We start from the raw sequence: 22,196 nt of genomic DNA on the forward strand, positions 1-22,196 counted from the left end.
TTAAAAACCAAATAAACAGTGTCAAAAAGTCAGGATTTTCCAATTGCCACTTTAACCTGCTGGATTGATCCCTTTAAATCCAATGTCATGCCGATAAAAGGTACCTGTAGTGTCAACAGTATCCAAAACCTTGTATACTGCCTCTTGTGCTTGTTTTAATGTTTCTCCACTAGCTTCAACAAGGTAAATTCGTCCGCCATTTGAAATGAGCCGACCGCCTTCTTCTTTTACTCCTGCATAATAAACTTGTTCCGTTTCAATAGTGGAAAAGTCAGGAATCAGATGATTTTTTTCATACTTATTAGGATAGCCATTTGCTGCGACTACTACACCTAAACTGTATCCTGTTTGTTTCCATTTAATATCTGGTTGCTTACCATTTACTAAATCATCGATAACCTGGGCAAAATCACTTTCTAAACGTTGTAGGACAACCTGTGTTTCTGGATCACCAAAACGAGCGTTAAATTCAATCACCTTTGGTCCCGTCTGGGTAGCAATCAAGCCAGCATATAGAATCCCTGTAAATGCTCTGTCTTCAGCTACCATCCCTTGGGCTGTCGGTTTTAGAATCGTTGCAATTGCTTCTGCAACTAACTCATCAGAAATTTGTGGTACAGGGCTATAAGCGCCCATCCCGCCCGTGTTCGGACCAAGATCATTTTCATAGGCTCGTTTATGATCTTGAGCAATCACCATCGGATAAATTTCTTGATTTCGAACAAAAGCCAATAAAGAAAATTCTTCTCCAGCTAAAAACTCTTCAATGACAACTTTGGCACCACTTGAACCAAACTTATTTTCTTCCAACATCTCTTTTAAAGCTTCAATTGCTACTTCGACTGTCTCGGCTACTACGACACCTTTACCCGCTGCTAAACCATCTGCTTTAATAACAATCGGTGCCCCTTGTTCAATGACATAGGCTTGAGCTTTCGCAAAATCAAAGAATGTTCGATGTGCTGCCGTTGGTATATTGTATTTATTCATGATTGTTTTCGCAAAATCTTTAGAACCTTCGATAAAGGCTGCAGCTTTAAGTGGACCAAACACCTTCAAACCACTAGCTGAAAAATCATCCACGATACCATTTAGTAATGGTATTTCAGGACCGACAAATGTCCAGTCCACATTATTTTCCTTTGCAAATTGAATTAAGCTTGCGTGATCATCTTCTGCAATATCTACTAATTGAATGCCATCATTTTTCATTCCAGCATTGCCCTTAGCACAAAATACAGTTGTGACTTTCGGACTTTGAACCAGCTTTTGTGCAATTGTATGTTCTCTGCCGCCGCTTCCAATGACTAAAATCGTTAATCCCATTAAATTCTCCTTTTAATGTCTAAAGTGTCTACTATCAGTAAAGACCATTGCAATACCATATTTATCTGCCATCTCAATCGATTCTTGATCCTTGATACTTCCACCCGGTTGAATAATTGCTTTTATCCCATGTTTACCCGCATACTCTACGCTATCGCTCATTGGGAAAAAAGCATCACTCGCTAATACTGCCTGATCAACTTTAGTTCCAGCTTGATTGATTGCAATTTGAACCGAACCGACGCGATTCATTTGTCCTGCTCCGATCCCTAATGTTTGCTGACTATTTGCAACAACAATGGCATTGCTTTTTACATGCTTGACTGTTTTCCAAGCGAATTCCAGTCCTTTTAATTCCTCACTAGTTGGTTGACGCTTAGTCACTACTTGCCAGCTTTCTGCTTGTTCTTGGATGATATCTTGATTTTGAACCAGTAGTCCACCTAAAACCGAAACAAACTCGTTTTCGATAGCTTGATCTTTTGCTGAAAAATCTAATGTCATTAAGCGAAGGTTCTTTTTGCTACTTAAAACACTAAAGGCCTCGTCTGAAAAACTCGGCGCAATAATAATTTCTAGAAATAATTTATGCATTTTTTCAGCCGTTTGCACATCTACTTCACGATTCAATACAATGATACCACCAAAAATCGAAACTGGATCCGCTTCATAGGCTGATTGATAGGCTTCATTGATTGTTTCTCCAAGACCGACACCGCAAGGGTTCATATGTTTGACTGCCACAACAGCTGGTTGATCAAATTCTCTAGAGATGCGAATAGCTGCATCAGCATCTTTAATATTATTATAAGATAATTCTTTACCGTGAAGTTGTTTAGCACTGGCAATTGAAAATGAAACGGGTAATGTATTTTGATAAAAGGCCGCTTGTTGATGACTATTTTCGCCATAACGCAATTCTTGTTTCAACTCATACGTAAGTGTCAATGTTTCAGTGTCTGTTTCTCCAACAGCCTCCGTCAAATAATCGGCAATTAACGCATCATAGGCTGCTGTGTGACGAAATACTTTTGCTGCCAACTTTTGTCTTGTTACGAGGGTTGTTCCGTCATTTTCAGAGAGCTCTAGCAGGACTTGCTCATAATCTTTTGGGTCTACAACTACTGTCACAAATTGATGGTTTTTTGCAGCACTTCTTAACATGCTTGGTCCACCAATATCAATGTTTTCAATCGCTTGTTCTTGTGTTACATCTTCTTTCAATATTGTTTCTTTAAATGGATAAAGATTTACACAAACAAAATCGATTGGCTGAATGCCATGTGCTTCCATCGCTTCCATGTGATGACTCAGATCACGGCGACCTAATAAACCACCATGAATCTTTGGATGTAATGTTTTTACACGCCCATCCATCATCTCTGGGAAATCTGTTATTTCTTCAATACCGATTGTTGAAACACCCGCTTGCTCAAGCGCCGCTTTGGTCCCGCCTGTCGAAATAATTTCAACGTCTTGATCCACTAATCCTTTAGCGAATGCAATGACACCTGTTTTATCTGAAACACTGATCAACGCTCTTTTCTTTATCATCAATGACTCTCTCCTTGCTGGGTTTTAATAAGTTGGGCCAAAACACTGGGAAATAGCTTATGCTCTATAGTATGGATTTTTTTTTCTAAAGAATCAAGTGTGTCAAAAGAAGTGATTCTGACTTTTTCTTGCGCTATAATCGGACCAGTATCAACACCATCATCGACATAATGAATTGTTACACCCGTTTCTGGCACTTCTGCAAGAAAGGCATCCCTGATTCCATGTAAACCAGGGAATTCCGGTAATAACGAGGGATGAATATTAATCATTCGATTTGAAAAAACTTCTAACAAAGTCGGTCCAATGATTCTCATATAGCCTGCTAAAACGACTAAATCTATTTGCTCTTCCTCAAGTAAATGAAGGATCTCTGCTTCATACATGGCTTTTGATTCAAAATCTTTCGGCGCAAATGAAATCACAGGAATCGACATGGCTCTGGCTCGCTGAACAACATAAGCATCTTTTTTATCACAAAATAATAAAGTGATTTCTGCCTCGATTTCTCCAGCTGCTACAGCTTCAGCGATCGCTTGAAAATTACTTCCATTACCTGAGGCAAATATCGCTAACTTCATCCTTACACCTCTTTAAAAATAACAGCTTGTTTCACTTTTTTAGTGACTTTTCCAATAACATGACATGATTCATCAAGTTCATTTAAAATCGTTTGAACAGCACTAACTTTTTCAGGCGAAACAGCTAAAACCATCCCAATGCCCATATTGAAAATTTCATACATTTCCATTGTTGGGATCTGACCATAGTTTTCCAACGTTGTAAAAATGGGTAACACTGGCCAGCTGCCAAGCTGTATCTCAGCTGATAGATTTTCTGGAAGCATTCTAGGGATATTTTCAACAAAACCACCACCGGTAATATGAGCAATACCATTCACTAATTCCTGTTTTATTAGTGGCAGTATTGAGTTAACATAAATTTTAGTTGGCGTTAAAAGAACTGACCCCAAAGGCTTTTCATTTAACTCTGGAATTAAACTTTCTCCAGAAAATTGATGAGTTTTAAAGAAAATTTCCCGCACGAGTGAATACCCGTTTGAATGGATTCCGCTTGAAGATAAGCCAAGAAGAACGTCTCCTTCTCGAATATTTTCACCTGTAATTAATTGCCGTTTTTCGGCGATCCCTACAGCAAATCCGGCTAGGTCATAATCATTTTCACCATACATACCAGGCATTTCAGCCGTCTCACCGCCAATCAAAGCAGCCCCCGCTTGAAGACATCCTTCGGCGACACCTGCCACCACCTGTTCTAATCTTTCTGGCCGATTTTTTCCAGTCGCAATATAATCTAGAAAATAAAGCGGCTCAGCACCTTGTGCAACAATATCATTCACGCACATCGCTACACAATCGATCCCAATCGTATCATGTTTATTTTCTTGAATCGCCACCATTAATTTGGTTCCCACACCATCTGTCCCCGAAATCAAGACAGGTTCCTTCATTTCCACCGCACTTAAATCAAAACAACCGCCAAAACCACCTAGCGCTCCCATCACACCGATACGTTCAGTTCGTTGTACGTGTTTCTTAATTCTCTCTACGACTTCATAGCCTGCTTCAACATCAACGCCTGCTTTTGTATAGGCATTTCCCATTTATGGTTCCTCCTACAATCAATTTCTACTCTTTAATTTAATCTGGCAAAACTGATTTTCTCTTTTAATGATGCTTGATAGTTCATTTCATAATCATATAGCGGCGTTGGATAATCTCCATTAAAATAAGCCATACAAAGTCCAGAATAAGGCTCATCATAATTCAACCCAATTGAATCAATCAATCCTTGTTCACTTAAAAAACTTAATGAATCAGCTTTGATCAGTTGTTCTATTTCAGAAACAGAGTGGTTGGCCGCAATTAATTCTTTCCTTGTTTGAATATCGATTCCATAGAAACAAGGAAATCTTAAAGGGGGTGACGCAATGCGGACATGAACTTCTTTTGCCCCAGCATCTTTAAGTAATTGGACAATTCGACGACTAGTTGTGCCTCGCACGATTGAATCATCCACCATGATCACCCGTTTTCCTTCGACAACACCACGAACCGCTGACAGCTTCATTCTGACCCCTTGTTCTCGCAATTCTTGAGTAGGTTGGATAAAGGTTCGTGCGATATATTGATTTTTCACTAAGCCCATTTCATAAGGAATACCACTTGCTTCCGCATAACCACTTGCCGCTGAAAGCGAAGAATTTGGGACTCCTACTACCATATCTGCTTCAACTGGCGCTTCTTGTGCTAAGCGTTTTCCCATATTTTTACGTGCAGTATGGACATTTACTCCTGCAATATTTGAATCAGGTCTAGCAAAGTAAATGTATTCCATTGAACAAATCGAATATTGCGTTTCTTGCGTATACTGTTCTATTTTATACCCAGAATCATCAATAATGATTAATTCTCCCGGTCCTACATCTCGAACAAACGTAGCCCCAATCACTTCTAGGGCACAGGTTTCACTTGTGACTACATAAGCACCATTTTTCATTTGGCCAATAGACAATGGCCGAAATGCATTGGGATCTAGAGCCGCTATCATCGCAGTTTCAGTCATCAAAAGATAGGCGAATCCACCTTTAACAGTCTGTAAACTTTCTTTTAGCTGATCGATAAACGTCGGTTGTTTACTGCCTCGAATCAAATGCATCAAAATTTCTGTATCAGAATTTGAATGAAAGATTGCACCATTTTGCTCTAACTCTTTTCTCAAGCTTTTTGCATTGGTTAAATTACCGTTATGAGCTAAGCCACAGGCACCATCATAAAATTTGAATAAAAAAGGTTGAATATTATCAACACTGCCATTTCCAGCTGTAGCATAACGAACATGACCGATTGCGGCATGACCACTTAAAGAGGCTAAAGATCGATCATCTTTAAACACCTCTGATAATAATCCTAGACCTCGATAGCCGTTTAACCTGCCATCTTGATTAGAGACGATACCAGCTCCTTCTTGCCCTCTATGTTGTAAGCTATGCAAACCAAAATAGGTTACTCGCGCCGCATCTGAGTGTCCCCAAATACCAAAAATACCACATTCTTCATTTAAACTTTTTACTTCATAAGACATGGAATTGCTTCCTCCCACAACTCTTTGGCTGTTTGCGTCAAGACTTCGATTGATTGCTCCTGCGTTTCAATTTTAAGTATTCCATTATCTGTCACTTTCCCAACAAGGCGAGCTTTTCCATCCATCACAGCTTCAAAAGCTACTTGTTTTTCTGGTTTGATCGATAGGACAAATCTTGATTGAGATTCTGAAAAGAGAAATGATATAGGCATCTCTAACTTAACTTCAAGTCCAAAACTATTTTTAAAAGCGGACTCTGCTAAAGCTACACCTAATCCACCTTCCGAACAATCGTGAGCACTTTCGATCAATCCTGCTTTGATGGCTGCTAACACTAACTGCTGGATTTCTTTTTCTTGAAGCAAATCAAAATCCATTAATTTTCCTTCTATTAAACCTAATGTTAATTTTTGTAGTTCACTACCGTTAAAATCAGCTTTTGTTTCGCCTAAAACATAAATTAAATCATCAACTGCTTTAAATTCTTGCGTCGTAATGTGTGCTAAATCTTCAATCAGACCTACCATTCCAATGACAGGTGTGGGATAAATCGCCTTACCATTTGTTTCATTGTATAAAGAAACATTTCCAGAAATCACGGGTGTTGCTAAAACCTCACAGGCCTTTGCAATCCCATCAGCTGAAGTCCAAAGCTCCCAAAAGCCTTCAGGTTTATCTGGTGAACCATAATTTAGACAATCTGTGATTGCTAAAGGTTGCCCACCACTTGCGATAATATTTCTAGCAGCTTCTGCTACTGCGATCTGTCCACCAATTTCCGGATTTAGATAAAGATACCGTGCATTGCAATCAGTTGTCATAGCTAACGCTTTTTGCGTACCACGAACTCGTAATATCGCTGCATCACTTCCTGGCAAAACGACGGTATTCGTTCTAACCTGTGAGTCATACGTTTCGTAGATCATTTTTTTAGAAGCAATTGTAGGTTGCTGCAGTAGTTGTAATAACGTTTGTGCTCCGTCGTTTATTTCCGGTTGAAAATCTGCTAAGGATGCAAAAGTTTTGATCCTTACGGGTTCTACGCGCTCCTTATTATAAACTGGAGCATCTTCTGCTAAAGCGTCAACGGGTAAATTAGCGACTTCTATACCACGATGATTTAAACGATACAAGCCATCATCCGTTACTTTACCAATCGTTACTGCATCTAATTCGTACTTTTCAAAAAGTTCGATTACTTCGGCTTCATGTCCTTTCTCAACACATATCAACATCCGCTCTTGTGATTCTGACAACATCATTTCATATGGCGTCATTCCTGTTTCCCTTTGCGGCACATCATCCAAATCTAAAATCAAACCCGAACCCGCTTTTGAAGCCATTTCTGCACTAGAAGAAACCAGACCAGCCGCGCCCATATCTTGAATTCCGACTAAAATGTCTGCATGTTCCAATATCAATTCCAAACAGGCTTCCAGTAAAAGTTTTTCCATAAAAGGGTCACCAACCTGAACTGCTGAACGTTGTTGCTCTTCCCCTTCAACAAATTCTTCAGAAGCAAACGTTGCCCCGTGAATACCGTCGCGTCCTGTTTTTGCTCCGACATACATGATTGCATTGCCTACTCCCTTAGCTTGCCCTTTTTGGATATCCTTATGATCAATCAAGCCAACGCACATCGCATTGACTAGCGGATTCCCTTCGTAACATGGATCAAAAGCAACTTCTCCACCAACTGTTGGAATACCGATACAATTCCCATAACCACTAATACCAGCAACCACTTCTTCTAACAAGAATTTTGTCCGTTCATTTGTCAATTCGCCAAAGCGCAATGAATCTAATAGTGCAATCGGTCGAGCCCCCATACTAAAAATATCTCTGATGATTCCGCCAACACCTGTTGCTGCGCCTTCATAAGGTTCAATAGCAGAAGGGTGATTATGACTTTCTGCTTTAAATACAACTGCCTGACCATCACCAATATCAACGATCCCCGCACCTTCACCAGGTCCCTGCAAAACTTGTGGCCCGTCTGTTGGAAACTTTCTTAAAACCGACTTGGAATTTTTATAGGAACAGTGTTCACTCCACATCACTGAAAATAATCCAGTTTCCGTATAATTAGGCATACGACCTAGAATATCTTCTTCAATCATTCGATATTCTTCGTCCGTCAACCCCCAGTCTGAATAGATACGCTGACTTTTGATCGCTTGTGCTGTAGGTTCTTTGGCTTTCATCATACATTTGTCCTAGCCTTTCCATAGTTTTTAACGATTGATTTGAAAAAACGTACCCCATCCTGTGACCCTAATAAGCTTTCGACTGCCCGTTCTGGATGTGGCATCATTCCTAAAACATTGCCCTTCTCATTAACGATTCCTGCAATATTTTCTAAGCTACCATTGGGGTTGTCATTGGCATAGGTAAAGACGATCTGCTGATTTTCTTTTAATTTTTCAAGAGTCGCTTCATCACAATAGTAGTTTCCTTCGCCGTGAGCCACTGGCAATTGAATTACTTCATCCACTTGATATTCTGAAGTAAAGTTTGTTTGATTATTAACGACTTGTAGTTGAACGGTTTTACAAACAAAATGTAGTGACTCATTCCGAAGTAAAGTACCTGGCAAAAGTCCAGCTTCTGTTAAAATTTGGAAGCCATTGCATGTCCCAAAAACCGGCTTGCCTTCATCTGCTAAGCGAATCACTTCACTAATAATTTTTGAAAAACGGGCAATCGCACCACATCTTAGATAGTCTCCGTATGAAAAACCGCCAGGAATCAAAACCCCATCGAACCCTGCTAAACTATCTGCATCATGCCGAACATATTCAGCCTCTTCGCCCAAGATATCTTTGACAGCCCATAGTAAATCCATATCACAATTCGACCCTGGAAAAACAATTACGGCAAACTTCATCTTATACTTCCTCCACGATTTCATAGCGATATGTTTCCATATTTACATTAGCAAGTAGTTTGTCGCAGATTGCTTCAATTACAGTTTCGATTGGCTGTGCTGTTTGATGAACCTTAATCTCAAAATATTTGCCGATCCGAATCTCAGAAATTTCTTCAAAGCCAAGACGATGGACTGCTCCTTTGACAGCTTCACCTTGTGGATCTAAAACAGAATCTTTATAGGTAACGTAAACTTTAACATTATACATACAGCAGAACTCTCCCTTATTTTTAGTGAAATGCTTTTTCTAAACGATCTAGAACTTTTTGATAGACTGGAACAAGCTCGCCTAAATTCCTGCGGTAAACATCTTTATCTAAATGATCATTTGTTTCTTTATCCCATAAACGACAAGTATCAGGAGTGATTTCATCGGCAAGTAAAATTGTACCATCTGCTCGTTTACCAAATTCTAGTTTGAAGTCAATCAACTGAATATCGATTTTTCCAAACAAATCAATCAGTGCAAGATTTATTTTATGCGCTTCTTGTTTGATTGCGAGAATTTCTTTTTCAGTTCCTATTTGTAAAATCTTCACATGATCATCGTTAATGATTGGATCATCTAGTTGGTCATCCTTGTAATAAAATTCCAAAACTGGAAAAGCTAGTGGCTCTCCCTCTGTCACTCCTAAGCGCTTAGCAAAGCTACCTGCAGAAACATTTCGAATCACCACTTCCAAGGGTATCATCTCAAGTGCCTCTATAAATTGTTCGTGTTTTGATATTTGCCTAATAAAATGATTTTGAATTCCTTTTTGTTTAAGTTCTTCAAATACAAAAGCTGTTATCTGATTATTTAAACTCCCTTTTCCAGCTACACTATCTTTTCGAGCACCATTAAGAGCAGTAGCTTGATCCAAATATTTTACTCTTATCACGCTAGAATCATCTGTTTTAAATAGTTTTTTAGCTTTTCCTTCGTACAACATTGTATTATCACCCACTGATCATGACACATCCCTTTCCGTACATTAATAATCACAAGCATCATTTTAGTTCGTGTATATCTTTGTTTACAGTTTAACAAGACACATAGAAGCCGTCAACGATTTATTAATGATTATGATAATAAACACAATTATCGTTCGTGTTTTAAACTATCTATCTATTTAAAATATTAAGAAAAGCTTGTAAGCATTTACAAGCAACTAGAAAAGTGGTATGCTAATCGAAACTATAGCGACAGAAAATTCACTTTTATTTTTTTACTATAAGTGATGATTTTTTAGGAGGGAACACAAGAATGACTAGCGATTATGACAGTTTGGCGCAGGATTTTTTGACAGGATTAGCACCTGAAGAAAGAACAAAATTGTATAATGATTTACTGGCATTGGAGGTAGTTCACAAATTAAATCAACATAGTACTTATTACACATTTAAAAATTTAAAACGAGCGGCTCATCGTCATTCAGAAAGACGCAAACGAACGTTCCGTTATATGAATAGCTTCAATAACGAACTAATCATTCATCAAATACATGAGCAGCATTTTTTCAAAAATAAATACTGCATACATGTCTATTTCAATTCGCAAGAGTATAACTATCTTTTTATTGAGCGTTTACTTTCTAAACTAAAATCTCCAGTATCCGCGCCTATGCGAACATTTCAAGAAATTACGGTTTAATATGCTACTGCATTTAGACTAAAAAATAAGCCTGGAACATAACTCTTTGAGTTATGTTCCAGGCTCTTCGTATCCGGATAAGCGTCGGGATCAGAAACAACCTCATATCAACAAAAGAAAGGAACAAGCTATGGAAAAATTAAAAGTCAATGTAACGATTGATCGACCAGTTGGTTATAAAGATTCATTTGGCAATACCTATCTAGTCAACTACGGCTTTATCGCTGGCGAATTTGGGGGCGACGATGAAGAACAGGATGCCTATATTTTGAACATCCCTTCTGAGAAACTGATGTATTTTACTGGAATTGTAACAGCAGTTATCCATAGAAATGATGATAATGAAACAAAATGGATCGTAATTCCTGAGAAATCATCGATTACCGAAAAAGAGATCCTTAAACAAACCTATTTTATCGAACAATATTTTGACAGCTATGTAGAAATGCTTTGATTAAAAAATAGCAGCGAAGTCACAAAGATGTGAGCTCGCTGCTATTTTTGACTATTACGCTAAGCCGACCCGTTCAAAAATAATATCAACATTTTTCAAATGATAGTTATAATCAAAAGCATCATCTAATTCTTCTTTAGACAAAATCGCAGTAATCTTATCATCTGCCTCTAGTAATGGCCTAAAGGCCGTTTGGTGATCCCAAGCATAAGCCGTTTTTGGTTGTACTAAATCATACGCTGCTTCGCGAGCCATGCCATGATCAATCAACTTCAATAAAACACGTTGGCTATAAATCAAGCCATACGTCGCATCCATATTTCGTTTCATATTTTCAGGAAATACGGTTAGATTCTTTACGATATTAGAAAATCGATTCAGCATATAATCCAGCAAAATCGTTGTATCAGGAATAATGATACGCTCTGCTGACGAATGAGAAATATCACGTTCATGCCATAAAGTGACATTCTCATAAGCAGTCACCATATGACCACGAATAACACGAGCCAGACCAGTCATATTTTCAGAACCGATCGGATTTCGTTTATGCGGCATCGCTGAAGAACCTTTTTGGCCTTTCGCAAAAAATTCTTCGACTTCTCTCGTCTCTGATTTTTGCAAACCACGAATTTCAGTCGCAAATTTCTCAATGCTTGTTGCAATTAGCGCCATCGACGACAAATACTCAGCATGTAAATCACGAGGTAAAACTTGTGTAGAAATTTCTTGCGCTCGAAGCCCTAAATGTTCACAAACATATTCTTCCACAAAAGGTGAAATATTCGCAAATGTCCCTACTGCTCCACTGATTTTACCAGCTTCTACACCTTTAGCTGCATGTTCAAAACGTTCAATATTTCGTTTCATTTCTGAATACCATAAGGCAAGTTTCAAGCCAAACGTTGTCGGTTCAGCATGTACACCATGAGTCCGCCCCATCATAACAGTCTGTTTATGCTCTTTTGCTTTTTCACCAACGATTTCAGTAAATTTCTTTAAGTCTGCTCTTAAAATATCGTTTGCTTGTTTTAGTAAATAACCATATGCCGTGTCCACCACATCGGTACTTGTTAAACCATAGTGAACCCATTTACGTTCTTCCCCTAATGTTTCGGAAACGGCACGAGTAAAGGCAACTACGTCATGTCTTGTTTCCGCTTCGATTTCTAAAATACGCGCAACATCAAACGATGCATTCTCACGAATTTTTTGTACATCTTCTTTCGGGATATCTCCTAATTCAGCCCATGCTTCGTCGGCCAAGATTTCAACTTCCAGCCAAGCATTGTAGCGGTTTTCATCTGTCCAAATTGCACCCATTTCAGGTCGTGTATAACGATCGATCATTCGTTTGTTTGCTCCTTTTTAATCCCAAATATTGGTTTGATAAATATCTTCTAAAGTCTCAAAAACATCTTCTGTCAAAATGGTGATATGCCCCATTTTTCGACCTTTTTTCGCTTCTGCTTTACCGTAATAGTGAAAATGCCAATCGGGTTTTTCAGAAATCACGTCCATTGTTTCATAGATTTCATTTCCTAAAATATTGACCATTACAGCTTCTGATAAAAGCTCGACTTCCGGCAACGGCCAACCGCAAATACCGCGAATATGAGCATCAAATTGGCTCAATGAACAAGCTTCGATCGAGTAATGACCAGAGTTATGAGGTCTTGGTGCTAACTCGTTTACATAAATACCACCATCACTTGTTAAAAACATCTCAACTGCTAAAGTTCCAGCCAAATCAACAGCTTCGGCAATCACACGAGCAATTCTCTGAGCCTCTTCAACGACATCTTCATTAACTCGCGCAGGAGCAATCGTTTCATGTAAAATATTATGTCGATGAATATTTTCTACAACTGGGAAAACAGTGATATTTCCTTGACCGTTCCCACTTACTAAAACTGATATTTCTTTTTCATATGGAATCCAAGCCTCTAACACACAGGTGCCTTCTCTAAGAACATTCATTGAAGGAGCTAAATCTGACGTGCTGTATAGAACAAATTGACCTTTACCATCATATCCGCCACGAGTCGTCTTCAAGACACAAGGATATCCGATTCCATCAATTGCATCTTGGATATCTGTAGGACTAACAATCGTAGCAAACGGCGCAATCACAATATTATTTGCTTCTAAGAAAGATTTTTCCAACAAGCGATCTTGTGTGATCGCTAAAAGGTCTGTTCCTTGAGGAATGCTTACTAAATCTTGAACATGCATCAATGCTCCAACATCTACGTTCTCAAACTCATAGGTTAAGACCTGGGCACGTTTTGCCAATTCCTCTAACGCTTCTATATCATCGTAATCAGCTAATAAATGCCAATCAGCGACTTGAGCAGCAGGGCAATCAACAGTTGGATCTAACACACCTACACGGAAACCCATTTCTCGTGCACTTAGAGCCATCATTCTGCCTAATTGTCCGCCACCAATAATACCGATCATTTGTCCCGGTAATAAAGGTTTATTCAAGTTCATCACTACTTTCCATCACAGTCTCTTCGAGAAATTTACGTTTGTCTTCTAATTTCCCCGCTAACTCTATATCATACAGGGAAAGCATCCGAACTGCAAGCAGTCCGCTATTGATAGCACCTGCTTTTCCTATCGCAGTAGTTGCTACCGGGACACCACCAGGCATTTGTACAATGGAAAGTAACGAATCCATTCCGTTGAGTGCTTTTGACTGAACTGGGACACCGATCACAGGCAATGTTGTTTTTGCTGCGATCATGCCGGGCAAATGAGCTGCTCCTCCTGCTCCAGCAATAATAATTTTAATACCACGATTACGTGCTTGCTCAGCGAATTCAAACATATAATCAGGTGTCCGATGTGCTGAGACTACTTTTTTTTCATAAGGAATATCGAACTCATCTAAACAATCACAGGCATGTTTCATTGTTGGCCAATCAGATGTACTTCCCATAACTACTGAAACTATGACAGACATAACATTCCCCTTTCTTTCTCTATTCCTTTTTATTTTAGCAACGGAAATCTCACGTGTCAAAGTAAAATCGAATATTATAGATTTTTTTAATAATAATGTTCGTATTGTACGATCAAAAAAAGAAAAACCGGAAAATTGTCCGGTTTTTCAAGTATCAATCTATTCCTCCGTTTTTAAACCATTGAATAATAAATTCAAAATGATTGCTGTCAAACTACTCATTACGATACCATTTCCTGTAAACATCCTTACCGTTTCTGGCATTTGTTGAAATAGTGCAGGAATCATATTAAAACCAAGACCAAAACCAATTGAAATAGCAATGATCAATAAATTTTTATCATTATTATAGTCAACTTTGGATAACATTCGCATCCCTTGAACGGCAACCATCCCAAACATCACGAGCATACCGCCGCCTAATACTGACTCTGGAATGATTTGAGCAACTGCTCCAACCTTTGGCAACAGCCCTAAAGCAATTAAGAAAAATGCAGAATAATAAATTGGTCGGCGAGTTTTAATACCAGAAAGCTGAACGAGTCCAACATTTTGAGAAAAACCCGTATAAGGAAATGTGTTAAAAATTCCTCCTAAAATAACCGCTAAACCTTCTGCTCGATAGCCTTTTTTCAGCTCTTCTTCTCCTATATGCTTACCTGTGATATCTCCCAGAGCAAAATAAACGCCAGTTGATTCAACCATACTAACGATCGAAATAATGATCATCAACAAGATTGAAGAAACATCAAATGTTGGGGTTCCAAAATAAAATGGTTGTGGAAAATGAAACCATGTTGCTTGACCTACTGGCGCTAAATCAACCTGCCCTAAAACAGCAGCAAGAAGCGTACCACCAACTAATCCGACTAAAACTGCAATCGACTTGATAAACCCTCTGCCCCATACTTGAATAACAATGATCAAGCCAATTGTTACAAAAGCTAGTAACAGACTTGTAGTATTTCCAAAATCAGGAGCCGCAGCTGATCCACCACCCATTTTTTCAACAGCCACTGGTATTAGCGTTAAACCAATTACAGTAATAACCGTTCCAGTTACTAATGGCGGAAATAGCTTTTTGATTTTCGAGAAAATTCCCGATACTAAAACGACAAAAATCCCAGAAGCGATGATTGAGCCATAAATTGCACCCACACCTTTATCACTACCGATCATAATCAACGGCGCTACTGCTTGTATTGCGCAGCCAAGTACTACTGGCAACCCAATCCCAAAAAATTTATTAACAGTCAGTTGGAGCAATGTAGCGATCCCACACATAAAAATATCAATCGAAATCAAGTACGTCATTTGTTCTGAGTTAAAATTCAAACCTGTTCCAATCAGCAAAGGTACCGCCACAGCACCTGCGTACATCGCCAGCAGATGCTGCAAACCTAAAACCGCCGCTTTACCATTGTCAGTTTCATTTTGAACGATTTGTTCTTTTATTGGGTTCCCGTTACTTTCCAAGTTTACGCATCCCCCTCAAGAAATTCGACTTCTCCATTTTTCAATGATGCGATACGAGCTAATGACACTACGCGCAAGCCCATTTTTTCTAATAAATCTCGTCCGTCTTGGAAAGACTTTTCAATAACGATACCAATCCCATCAACCTCAGCACCCGCTTGTTGGCACAGTTCCACCAAACCTTTTGCCGCTTGACCGTTAGCTAAAAAATCATCAATGATCAACACTTTATCATCACTTGATAGAAATTTTCTTGAAATAGAAATTTGACTTGTTACTTGTTTAGTAAACGAATAAACAGAAGACGTCAACAATTCTTCATCCATGGTTAAACTTTTTGCTTTGCGGGCAAAAATCATTGGTACTGCTAATTTTTTAGCTGCAAAAAGAGCTGGAGCAATCCCTGATGCTTCGATTGTAACAACTTTTGTAATCCCTGCCTGTGCAAATACTTCAGCAAAACGGTAACCGATCGCTTCCATCAAATCAGGATCTACTTGGTGGGTAACAAAACTATCTACTTTTAAGACGCCTTCCCCTAAAACTCGCCCATCTTCTTTAATTCGTTGTACTAATTCTTCCATTTCATCCGACTCCTTCACCAATTTTTTCTATGCAACATTTCTTATAAGCACAAAAAGACCTTTTCTGCATAAGCAAAAAAGGGTCTGAGACTCTTTTTCACTTATAGACCAACTTTTACGGTGTTGGGTAGAGACAGCCATCCATATCATGACCATATATAAGCTTCTTGTATTAGTATACAATAGTACAAAACTCTGAAAATTTCAATGAAAAATAAGATATTTTCATTGAAATTTTACAGAGCCTTATCAGAATCTGTATCATTACGATACTACTTTTTATCAATACTCGTTTTAATTATCATTCTTTTTCTCTAAATTTCTATATTTATCCATCTTATGACTAAACAGTTCGCCATTACTTGGCGGCGTATACGTAATAGCATTTGCCCCAGCTTCGATTGTCTCAGTGATAGACTCATCAGTTGGACCGCCTGTAGCAATGATCGGTAATTCTGGATATTTATTACGGAAAAATTTCACAGTCTTAGCTGTATCTTTACCAGCACTGATATTGATCATCGTTACGCCAGCTTCAATTTTTTCGTCAATTGGTGTATGTATAGATGTCACTGTACTGACCACTGGAATGTCAACCACTTCACAAACCATTTCAACGGTTTCAACAGGTGTTGGGCCATTCAATACTACACCAATCGAACCTTGCGCTTCTGCAAATAAACTCATGTACGCAGAACGTTGTCCTTGAGTCAAGCCACCACCTACACCTGAGAAAACAGGAATATCTGCAGCCTCAATAATACTTTTAGTAATGGCAGGGTGCGGGGTAAATGGATATACTGCAATCACAGCATTCGCATCCGTGTTCCGTATGATGGCAATATCTGTTGTAAAGATAATTGATTTGATTTTTTTTCCAAAAATTCGGATACCGCTTGCTTTAGCAATGACTTTTGGCACTTGCACAATATCTTGCTTTAGAGGCGTTACGATTTCTGGTACCCACTTTTCATCCACTTAATCTACTCCTTTTTACTTCGTGATTAATGATCATATTGATTTAGATCATAACTTTCGATCACATGAATCACCTTATCTGCATAGGTTGGATCCGTTGCATAACCAGCATCTTGCAATGCTTGTGCCGCTTGTTTATAGTTCTTAGCTAAAAGAACATGTTCATATAAACGGGGATTCCATGTTACACCATTAACAAATAAGCGCGTATGATCATCCATTGATTCTTCCCAAGTATCATACACTCTAAAATCACCTTGAATCACGATCCACTCTTCATTGATATACTCTCTCGTCTCAAGATTAATCTTTTTCTGATCACCATAAGCCTTGATCCCAAATAAATTATTATACTTAGAAGCTAGTGTACTTTGCCCCCAATTTGACTCTAAAATCCCTTGTCCAATGATAATACTTGGCAAAACGCCGTAAGAAGCTTGCAATTCTTTCGCATGCGGACTGATTCTGTCGATAAACTGTTCTTTTGATACTTGTCCTTGCTTTTGTGCAGTCTCTTCTTCTATGTGTGAGTTGTCCGACAATACATTAATTGAAAAGATAAACGCGACTCCAACGATCAACAAACCTGCAAAAAGCGCTGGTAAATTCGTTTTTCTTATTTTTTTCTTCTTATACCTTTGACTATTCATACATTCCCTACTTTGTTTTGTATTCGTTCCTATACTAATATTGATTGGTTTAGGACAATGGCTGACTGATTATATCAGTTTTTTTCCAGACAATCAATCAACAGCTGTTGTAGTCGTAGTTGTCGATGCTTTCGTTGGTATTTCAGATGTAGTTGTCGATGCTAATACACTCGATTCAGTCGGCGCTTCACTACTATTTTGCGGTTTTTCTTTTGGTGTTGTATGACCAAAAAACACAAAGATAACAGCACCTAACACAATGATGACGGATAAAATTCCTAAAATTTGTTTCACAAAAAAACTCCCTTACTTACTTATTCACCAACGTAAGTACCCATCAAGTTTTCATTTACCCAATCAAGTAATTCGACTTTTGATCCTTCTAATTGACCTTGCAATGTGGCAGGCAATCGAAACGTAACAATATCGTCAAACCCCCATTCGCCGTATGATACTGTTACTTTCAAATCAATAAATGCCTGATTCTTTTCTTCACGGTTCGTTTTTGATGGAATCAATTCAGCCATACCTGCCCCTGATTGCAACCATTTTTTGGCGATCAACGTTTTCAAGCGTTTGTATTCTGAAACAGCGATATTTCTCTTTTCTGGAAATAAGATTGTCTGACGTAATATTTTTTGTGTCAACATCCATTCATAATCAGAAAATAAGTTTTTTACTTTTTGCATTTCTTCACTGGTCAAATTGATGCGACCTTTTTTCCAATTATCCCAATTTTCTTTTGAGGTTTGGAGATAGTCCGTATAAAAGTTTTCTTCTGTTTCAAACTGTTCTATAATTGCATCGATAAGAATATCAATATACATTTGGTGCATGACTTTCGCCTCCTTCTCCTATTTTACTGAAAATATCAAAAAAATGCATCTCTTTGAATCACTTATTTCTGTATTTTTAAGAAACATTCAGTCGTTTCCCATAAATAATAAGACAATAATAGGCTTCTGTCCAAAATCTACCATCATTTTGACCTTCTAAGGTATAATGGATTTGTATTTAGTCAATTAGACAGTCTATGCTTTTGCTTTGAAACATGCCAAGAAATTATGAGTTGATATTGATTGGTACAATGTGATGGAAGGAAACGTTCCTTCAATTAGTTGTTTTGATGTTGAAAAGTACAAGGTGTAGAGCAGCGAAACGTTGTTACTATATGTTATCTAGCTTCAAGAGCTAGCTCCTCGAGAAAAAGATAAAATCTGAATGAGGCAAAAAGCACCTCAGTCATTTTTCCCTATTTTCTTGTCGAAGCTGAACGAGCTCTTTCTGCTTTTATTGTTATCTAGCTGTGTGGCTAGCACTACGCTCTGCTCCGATCTCAACAATTCCTAAGAGCTAAAGCTCTAAGGATTAAAGGCCTTCGGGAAAAAGATAAAATATGATTGTGGCAAAAAACGCCACCCTCATATTTCCCTATTTTCCTGTCAAAGCTAAATGAGGCCACTACGCTTTTATTGTTATCTAGCTGCGTGGCCTAGCTCTTCGGGAAAAAGATAAAATATGATTGTGGCAAAAGGCGCCACCCTCATATTTCCCTATTTTCCTGTCAGAGCTAAATGAGGCCACTACGCTTTTATATTAAGGAGGATATTTATGAACTTTTACAATTGGGGCATTATTGGCCTTGGAGAAATCGCAACGAGTTTTGTTGATCATTTTCAACAGGAAAATAGCAAGATAGCGGCAGTTGCTTCTAGAACATTGGCAAAGGCTGAAACATTTGCTAAAGAACACAATATTCCTACAGCTTATGGCTCATTTGAAGAATTATTAGCTGATAGATCGATCGATATCGTCTATATCGCTGTTCCTAATCGGCAGCATATCGATCATATTTTAAAAGCATTGTCTGCAGGCAAACATGTTCTTTGCGAAAAGGCAATCACGATGAATAGTGCGGAGTTAGCAGAGGCGATGAAATTAGCTGAAGAAAATGGGTTGATTTTAGCTGAAGCCATGACTATTTTCAACATGCCTTTATATCAAGAGCTAAGAAGCCAAATTGATTCTAAGCGCTTTGGTAAATTAAAAATGATCCAAGCTCCCTTTGGCAGCTATAAAGAGCCTGATCCAACAAACCGGTTCTTTAACCCTGATTTAGCTGGCGGTGCGCTTTTGGATATTGGTACGTATGCCGTTTCTTTTGCTCGTTGGTTCTTTACTGCTCAACCCACAGTAGTTTCATCTATTATGCAGCCATTCTCAACCGGCGTAGATGAACAATCAGCAACGATTCTTCAAAATGAAGCACAGGAAATGGCTACAGTCTCATTAAGTTTCCAAGCTAAAATGCCCAAGCAAGGAATTGTCGCTTTCGAAGAGGCTTACATTGTGATAAATGAGTATCCACGAGCAGACGAGGCCAAAATCTTTTTTAATGACGGTACAGTGGAAACAATCATATCCGGTGACAGCAACCAGGCTTTAAACTACGAAATCACAAATATGATCAAAATGATTGATGGAGAACAATCGAATCGTTCACTCTTTCTAACAAAAGATGTAATCGATCTACTTGATCAAATGCAACAAGCTTGGAATAAATAAATAAACGCCCTTTAGCTTCCTCATATTAAATGATGAAAGTTAAAGGGCATTCTTTTTTATTTTCCAATTGATCGAGACACTTTCCCGTGAAAGTTTGTCTTTGTCTTTTTCTTATTACATTTCATTTGGCGCATGCAGGCCAAGTAAACGTAAATCTTCTTTTATGATTGTCGCCATAGCATAAACTAATGCTAAGCGTGATTCTTTTTGTTCATCATCTGTTAAAATTTTGACATGAGCATAATATTTATTAAACGCTTGAGCAACTTGAATGGCATGTTTGGCAATCACTGAAGGTTCATATTTTTCAGCTGCTTGCATCACAACATCTGGGAATTTTTGCAACAACTTAACAACTTCCCAACTATCTTTATCATCTAAAGCATATGCTTTGGTTTCATCGATCGTGAAATCCGCTTTCCTAAGAATACTCATAGCACGAGCATGCGTATATTGGACATAAGGACCCGTTTCTCCTTCGAAGCGGACAACCTCTTCTAAAACAAAGTCAAAATTATTTAGACGATCATTTTTTAGATCATGGAAAATAACAGAACCAATCCCAACCTGTCTAGCCACTTCCTCACGATTTGGCAAATCAGGATTTTTCTCCATAATTTGTTTGTTCGCAAGTTCAACTGCTTCGTTTAGCACTTCTTCCAATAAAACAATTTTTCCTTTACGAGTCGATAGTTTTTTACCACCTTGTGTGATCAAGCCGAATGGAATATGATGCATATCTTGTGACCAGTCAAATCCAAGCTCTTTTAATACAGCTTTTAATTGCTTGAAGTGATTACTTTGTTCATTTCCAACGACATAAATCGATTTAGCAAAATCATAGTTACGTTTACGGTAAACAGCTGCTGCCAAATCACGTGTGATATATAGTGTAGCCCCATCAGATTTTTTGATCAAAGCAGGATTTAAATCATAGGCAGACAAATCAACGATTTCCGCTCCTTGATTTTCTTGTAATAAATGTTTTTCTTCTAGCATTGTGACAATTTCATCCATCTTATCATTATAGAAAGCTTCTCCATTGTATGAATCAAAAGAAACTTCTAACATTGAATAAATTTTATCGAATTCTTTTAGTGATTCCGTACGGAACCATTGCCATAATTCGGTTGCTTCTTCGTCGCCTTCTTCTAGTTTTTTAAACCAAGTGCGAGCTTCCTCTTCTAACTCTGGTTGTGTTTCAGCTTCTTCATGGAATTGTACGTATAAGCGTAATAATTCAGTGATGGGTGCCGTTTTAACCGCTTCTTCTGAACCCCATTTTTTGTAACCAACAATTAATTTTCCGAATTGCGTTCCCCAATCCCCTAAATGATTGATACGGATTGGTGTATAACCAATTTTTTCAAGAATAAAGGCAATAGAATTTCCAATCACAGTCGAACGTAAGTGTCCCATAGAAATTGGTTTAGCGATATTAGGCGAGGACATATCAATTGGAACATTTCCTTTTTCACCGATTGAGCTATCACCATAATGTCCTTTATCTTTCGCAATTTGACTGATGACTGCTTGACTGACCATTTTTTTATTCATGAAAAAGTTTAAATATGGTCCTACCACTTCAATTTTTTCAAAGTCTGTTCCAGCAATTTTTTCTGCTAAATCGGCGGCAATTTGTTGAGGGGCTTTGCGATAGACTTTAGCCAGTGAAAAAGCCGGAAAAGCAACATCTCCATGATCAACTGATTTAGGATTTTCCAATAATTGTGTAACAGCTTCTAAAGATAGATCTTCTTTTACTACATCATAAATGGCTTTTGCTACGATTTCTTTGTTATTCATAGATATCCTCCTAATTTTAAAAAGCTAAAAAAGCTTTTTTGTATGGTCTATTTTATTGTCTAATTTGATGGTGACTTTTCTCACTTCACGCACCTTGTATTGTGCATCATCGAATCACTTTGTTCTTCGTGATTTACAACAATGAGATCGAAGCGCAGCGTTGTG

The 22,196-nt window shown here is 38.2% G+C and carries 22 protein-coding genes and 1 riboswitch; of the genes, 3 read left to right on the plus strand and 19 right to left on the minus strand.

What is annotated here, in order from left to right; genetic code table 11:
- Nucleotides 1–51: 51 nt before the first annotated feature.
- The 9 genes from purD to purC are packed head-to-tail and all read right to left on the minus strand — an operon-like array spanning nt 52 to nt 9,846.
- Entirely contained in the window at nt 52–1,326 is a 1,275-nt protein-coding gene (gene purD / locus A5866_RS03885; protein ID WP_086444323.1) for a phosphoribosylamine--glycine ligase, read from the minus strand.
- A 12-nt stretch (nt 1,327–1,338) separates the two neighbouring features.
- Nucleotides 1,339–2,880, minus strand: coding sequence for a bifunctional phosphoribosylaminoimidazolecarboxamide formyltransferase/IMP cyclohydrolase (gene purH, locus A5866_RS03890; RefSeq protein WP_086279243.1), 1,542 nt, complete (start codon nt 2,878–2,880; stop codon nt 1,339–1,341).
- Nucleotides 2,880–3,461 carry a phosphoribosylglycinamide formyltransferase gene (purN, locus tag A5866_RS03895; RefSeq protein WP_086279242.1) on the minus strand — a complete coding sequence of 194 codons (582 nt, stop codon included), beginning with the start codon at nt 3,459–3,461 and terminating at the stop codon, nt 2,880–2,882. The genes purH and purN overlap by 1 nt, the downstream gene beginning before the upstream one ends.
- 2 nt (nt 3,462–3,463) lie before the next feature.
- On the minus strand, nt 3,464–4,504 hold the full coding sequence (gene purM / locus A5866_RS03900; protein ID WP_086444322.1) for a phosphoribosylformylglycinamidine cyclo-ligase: 1,041 nt from the start codon (nt 4,502–4,504) through the stop codon (nt 3,464–3,466).
- 32 nt (nt 4,505–4,536) lie between these two features.
- Nucleotides 4,537–5,985, minus strand: a complete 1,449-nt coding sequence (gene purF, locus A5866_RS03905; protein ID WP_086279240.1) for an amidophosphoribosyltransferase — start codon at nt 5,983–5,985, stop codon at nt 4,537–4,539.
- On the minus strand, nt 5,970–8,192 hold the full coding sequence (purL, locus tag A5866_RS03910; protein ID WP_086444321.1) for a phosphoribosylformylglycinamidine synthase subunit PurL: 2,223 nt from the start codon (nt 8,190–8,192) through the stop codon (nt 5,970–5,972). The genes purF and purL overlap by 16 nt, the downstream gene beginning before the upstream one ends.
- Nucleotides 8,189–8,872, minus strand: a complete 684-nt coding sequence (gene purQ, locus A5866_RS03915) for a phosphoribosylformylglycinamidine synthase subunit PurQ (RefSeq protein WP_086444320.1) — start codon at nt 8,870–8,872, stop codon at nt 8,189–8,191. The genes purL and purQ overlap by 4 nt, the downstream gene beginning before the upstream one ends.
- A 1-nt stretch (nt 8,873) precedes the next feature.
- A complete protein-coding gene (purS, locus tag A5866_RS03920) occupies nt 8,874–9,122 on the minus strand; it encodes a phosphoribosylformylglycinamidine synthase subunit PurS (RefSeq protein ID WP_086279237.1) in 249 nt (82 codons plus the stop codon).
- 22 nt (nt 9,123–9,144) lie between these two features.
- Nucleotides 9,145–9,846 (minus strand): phosphoribosylaminoimidazolesuccinocarboxamide synthase, encoded by a 702-nt coding sequence (purC, locus tag A5866_RS03925; protein ID WP_086279236.1) that lies wholly within the window; start codon nt 9,844–9,846, stop codon nt 9,145–9,147.
- A gap of 314 nt (nt 9,847–10,160) precedes the next feature.
- Between purC and A5866_RS03930 the strand changes: the two genes are divergently transcribed.
- Both A5866_RS03930 and A5866_RS03935 read left to right on the plus strand, forming a co-directional pair.
- Nucleotides 10,161–10,547 (plus strand): hypothetical protein, encoded by a 387-nt coding sequence (locus A5866_RS03930; RefSeq protein WP_086279235.1) that lies wholly within the window; start codon nt 10,161–10,163, stop codon nt 10,545–10,547.
- 46 nt (nt 10,548–10,593) lie between these two features.
- The gene (locus tag A5866_RS03935) at nt 10,594–11,001 is read left to right on the plus strand and encodes an inorganic pyrophosphatase (protein ID WP_339099743.1); all 408 of its coding nucleotides are present in this window, start codon (nt 10,594–10,596) and stop codon (nt 10,999–11,001) included.
- A gap of 54 nt (nt 11,002–11,055) precedes the next feature.
- Here the strand turns inward: A5866_RS03935 and purB are convergent, their stop codons facing one another.
- The 9 genes from purB to A5866_RS03980 form a co-directional block, all read right to left on the minus strand.
- A complete protein-coding gene (gene purB / locus A5866_RS03940; RefSeq protein ID WP_086444319.1) occupies nt 11,056–12,351 on the minus strand; it encodes an adenylosuccinate lyase in 1,296 nt (431 codons plus the stop codon).
- 18 nt (nt 12,352–12,369) lie between these two features.
- Complete coding sequence (purK, locus tag A5866_RS03945; protein ID WP_176271426.1) at nt 12,370–13,500, minus strand: 5-(carboxyamino)imidazole ribonucleotide synthase; 1,131 nt, start codon at nt 13,498–13,500, stop codon at nt 12,370–12,372.
- A complete protein-coding gene (gene purE / locus A5866_RS03950; RefSeq protein ID WP_086444318.1) occupies nt 13,484–13,972 on the minus strand; it encodes a 5-(carboxyamino)imidazole ribonucleotide mutase in 489 nt (162 codons plus the stop codon). The genes purK and purE overlap by 17 nt, the downstream gene beginning before the upstream one ends.
- A 159-nt stretch (nt 13,973–14,131) precedes the next feature.
- Nucleotides 14,132–15,448, minus strand: coding sequence for a nucleobase:cation symporter-2 family protein (locus A5866_RS03955; protein WP_303393773.1), 1,317 nt, complete (start codon nt 15,446–15,448; stop codon nt 14,132–14,134).
- Nucleotides 15,449–15,450: 2 nt separating this feature from the next.
- Nucleotides 15,451–16,032, minus strand: a complete 582-nt coding sequence (locus tag A5866_RS03960) for a xanthine phosphoribosyltransferase (RefSeq protein WP_086444317.1) — start codon at nt 16,030–16,032, stop codon at nt 15,451–15,453.
- Between the two features lie 84 nt (nt 16,033–16,116).
- Nucleotides 16,117–16,214: riboswitch (purine riboswitch) on the minus strand.
- A 112-nt stretch (nt 16,215–16,326) separates the two neighbouring features.
- Nucleotides 16,327–17,010 (minus strand): hydrolase, encoded by a 684-nt coding sequence (locus A5866_RS03965; RefSeq protein WP_086279230.1) that lies wholly within the window; start codon nt 17,008–17,010, stop codon nt 16,327–16,329.
- Between the two features lie 26 nt (nt 17,011–17,036).
- The gene (locus A5866_RS03970; RefSeq protein WP_086279229.1) at nt 17,037–17,660 is read right to left on the minus strand and encodes a glycoside hydrolase family 73 protein; all 624 of its coding nucleotides are present in this window, start codon (nt 17,658–17,660) and stop codon (nt 17,037–17,039) included.
- Between the two features lie 93 nt (nt 17,661–17,753).
- The gene (locus tag A5866_RS03975) at nt 17,754–17,954 is read right to left on the minus strand and encodes a hypothetical protein (protein ID WP_086444316.1); all 201 of its coding nucleotides are present in this window, start codon (nt 17,952–17,954) and stop codon (nt 17,754–17,756) included.
- 20 nt (nt 17,955–17,974) lie between these two features.
- Complete coding sequence (locus A5866_RS03980; RefSeq protein WP_086444315.1) at nt 17,975–18,496, minus strand: hypothetical protein; 522 nt, start codon at nt 18,494–18,496, stop codon at nt 17,975–17,977.
- A 775-nt stretch (nt 18,497–19,271) separates the two neighbouring features.
- Here A5866_RS03980 and A5866_RS03985 point away from each other — a divergent pair.
- Complete coding sequence (locus A5866_RS03985) at nt 19,272–20,225, plus strand: Gfo/Idh/MocA family protein (RefSeq protein WP_086279226.1); 954 nt, start codon at nt 19,272–19,274, stop codon at nt 20,223–20,225.
- 114 nt (nt 20,226–20,339) lie between these two features.
- Here the strand turns inward: A5866_RS03985 and argS are convergent, their stop codons facing one another.
- Entirely contained in the window at nt 20,340–22,031 is a 1,692-nt protein-coding gene (gene argS, locus A5866_RS03990) for an arginine--tRNA ligase (RefSeq protein WP_086444314.1), read from the minus strand.
- Nucleotides 22,032–22,196 lie beyond the last annotated feature (165 nt).

Origin of the sequence: Enterococcus sp. 12C11_DIV0727, from assembly GCF_002148425.2 — a bacterium.
Lineage (GTDB): Bacteria > Bacillota > Bacilli > Lactobacillales > Enterococcaceae > Enterococcus_L > Enterococcus_L lemimoniae.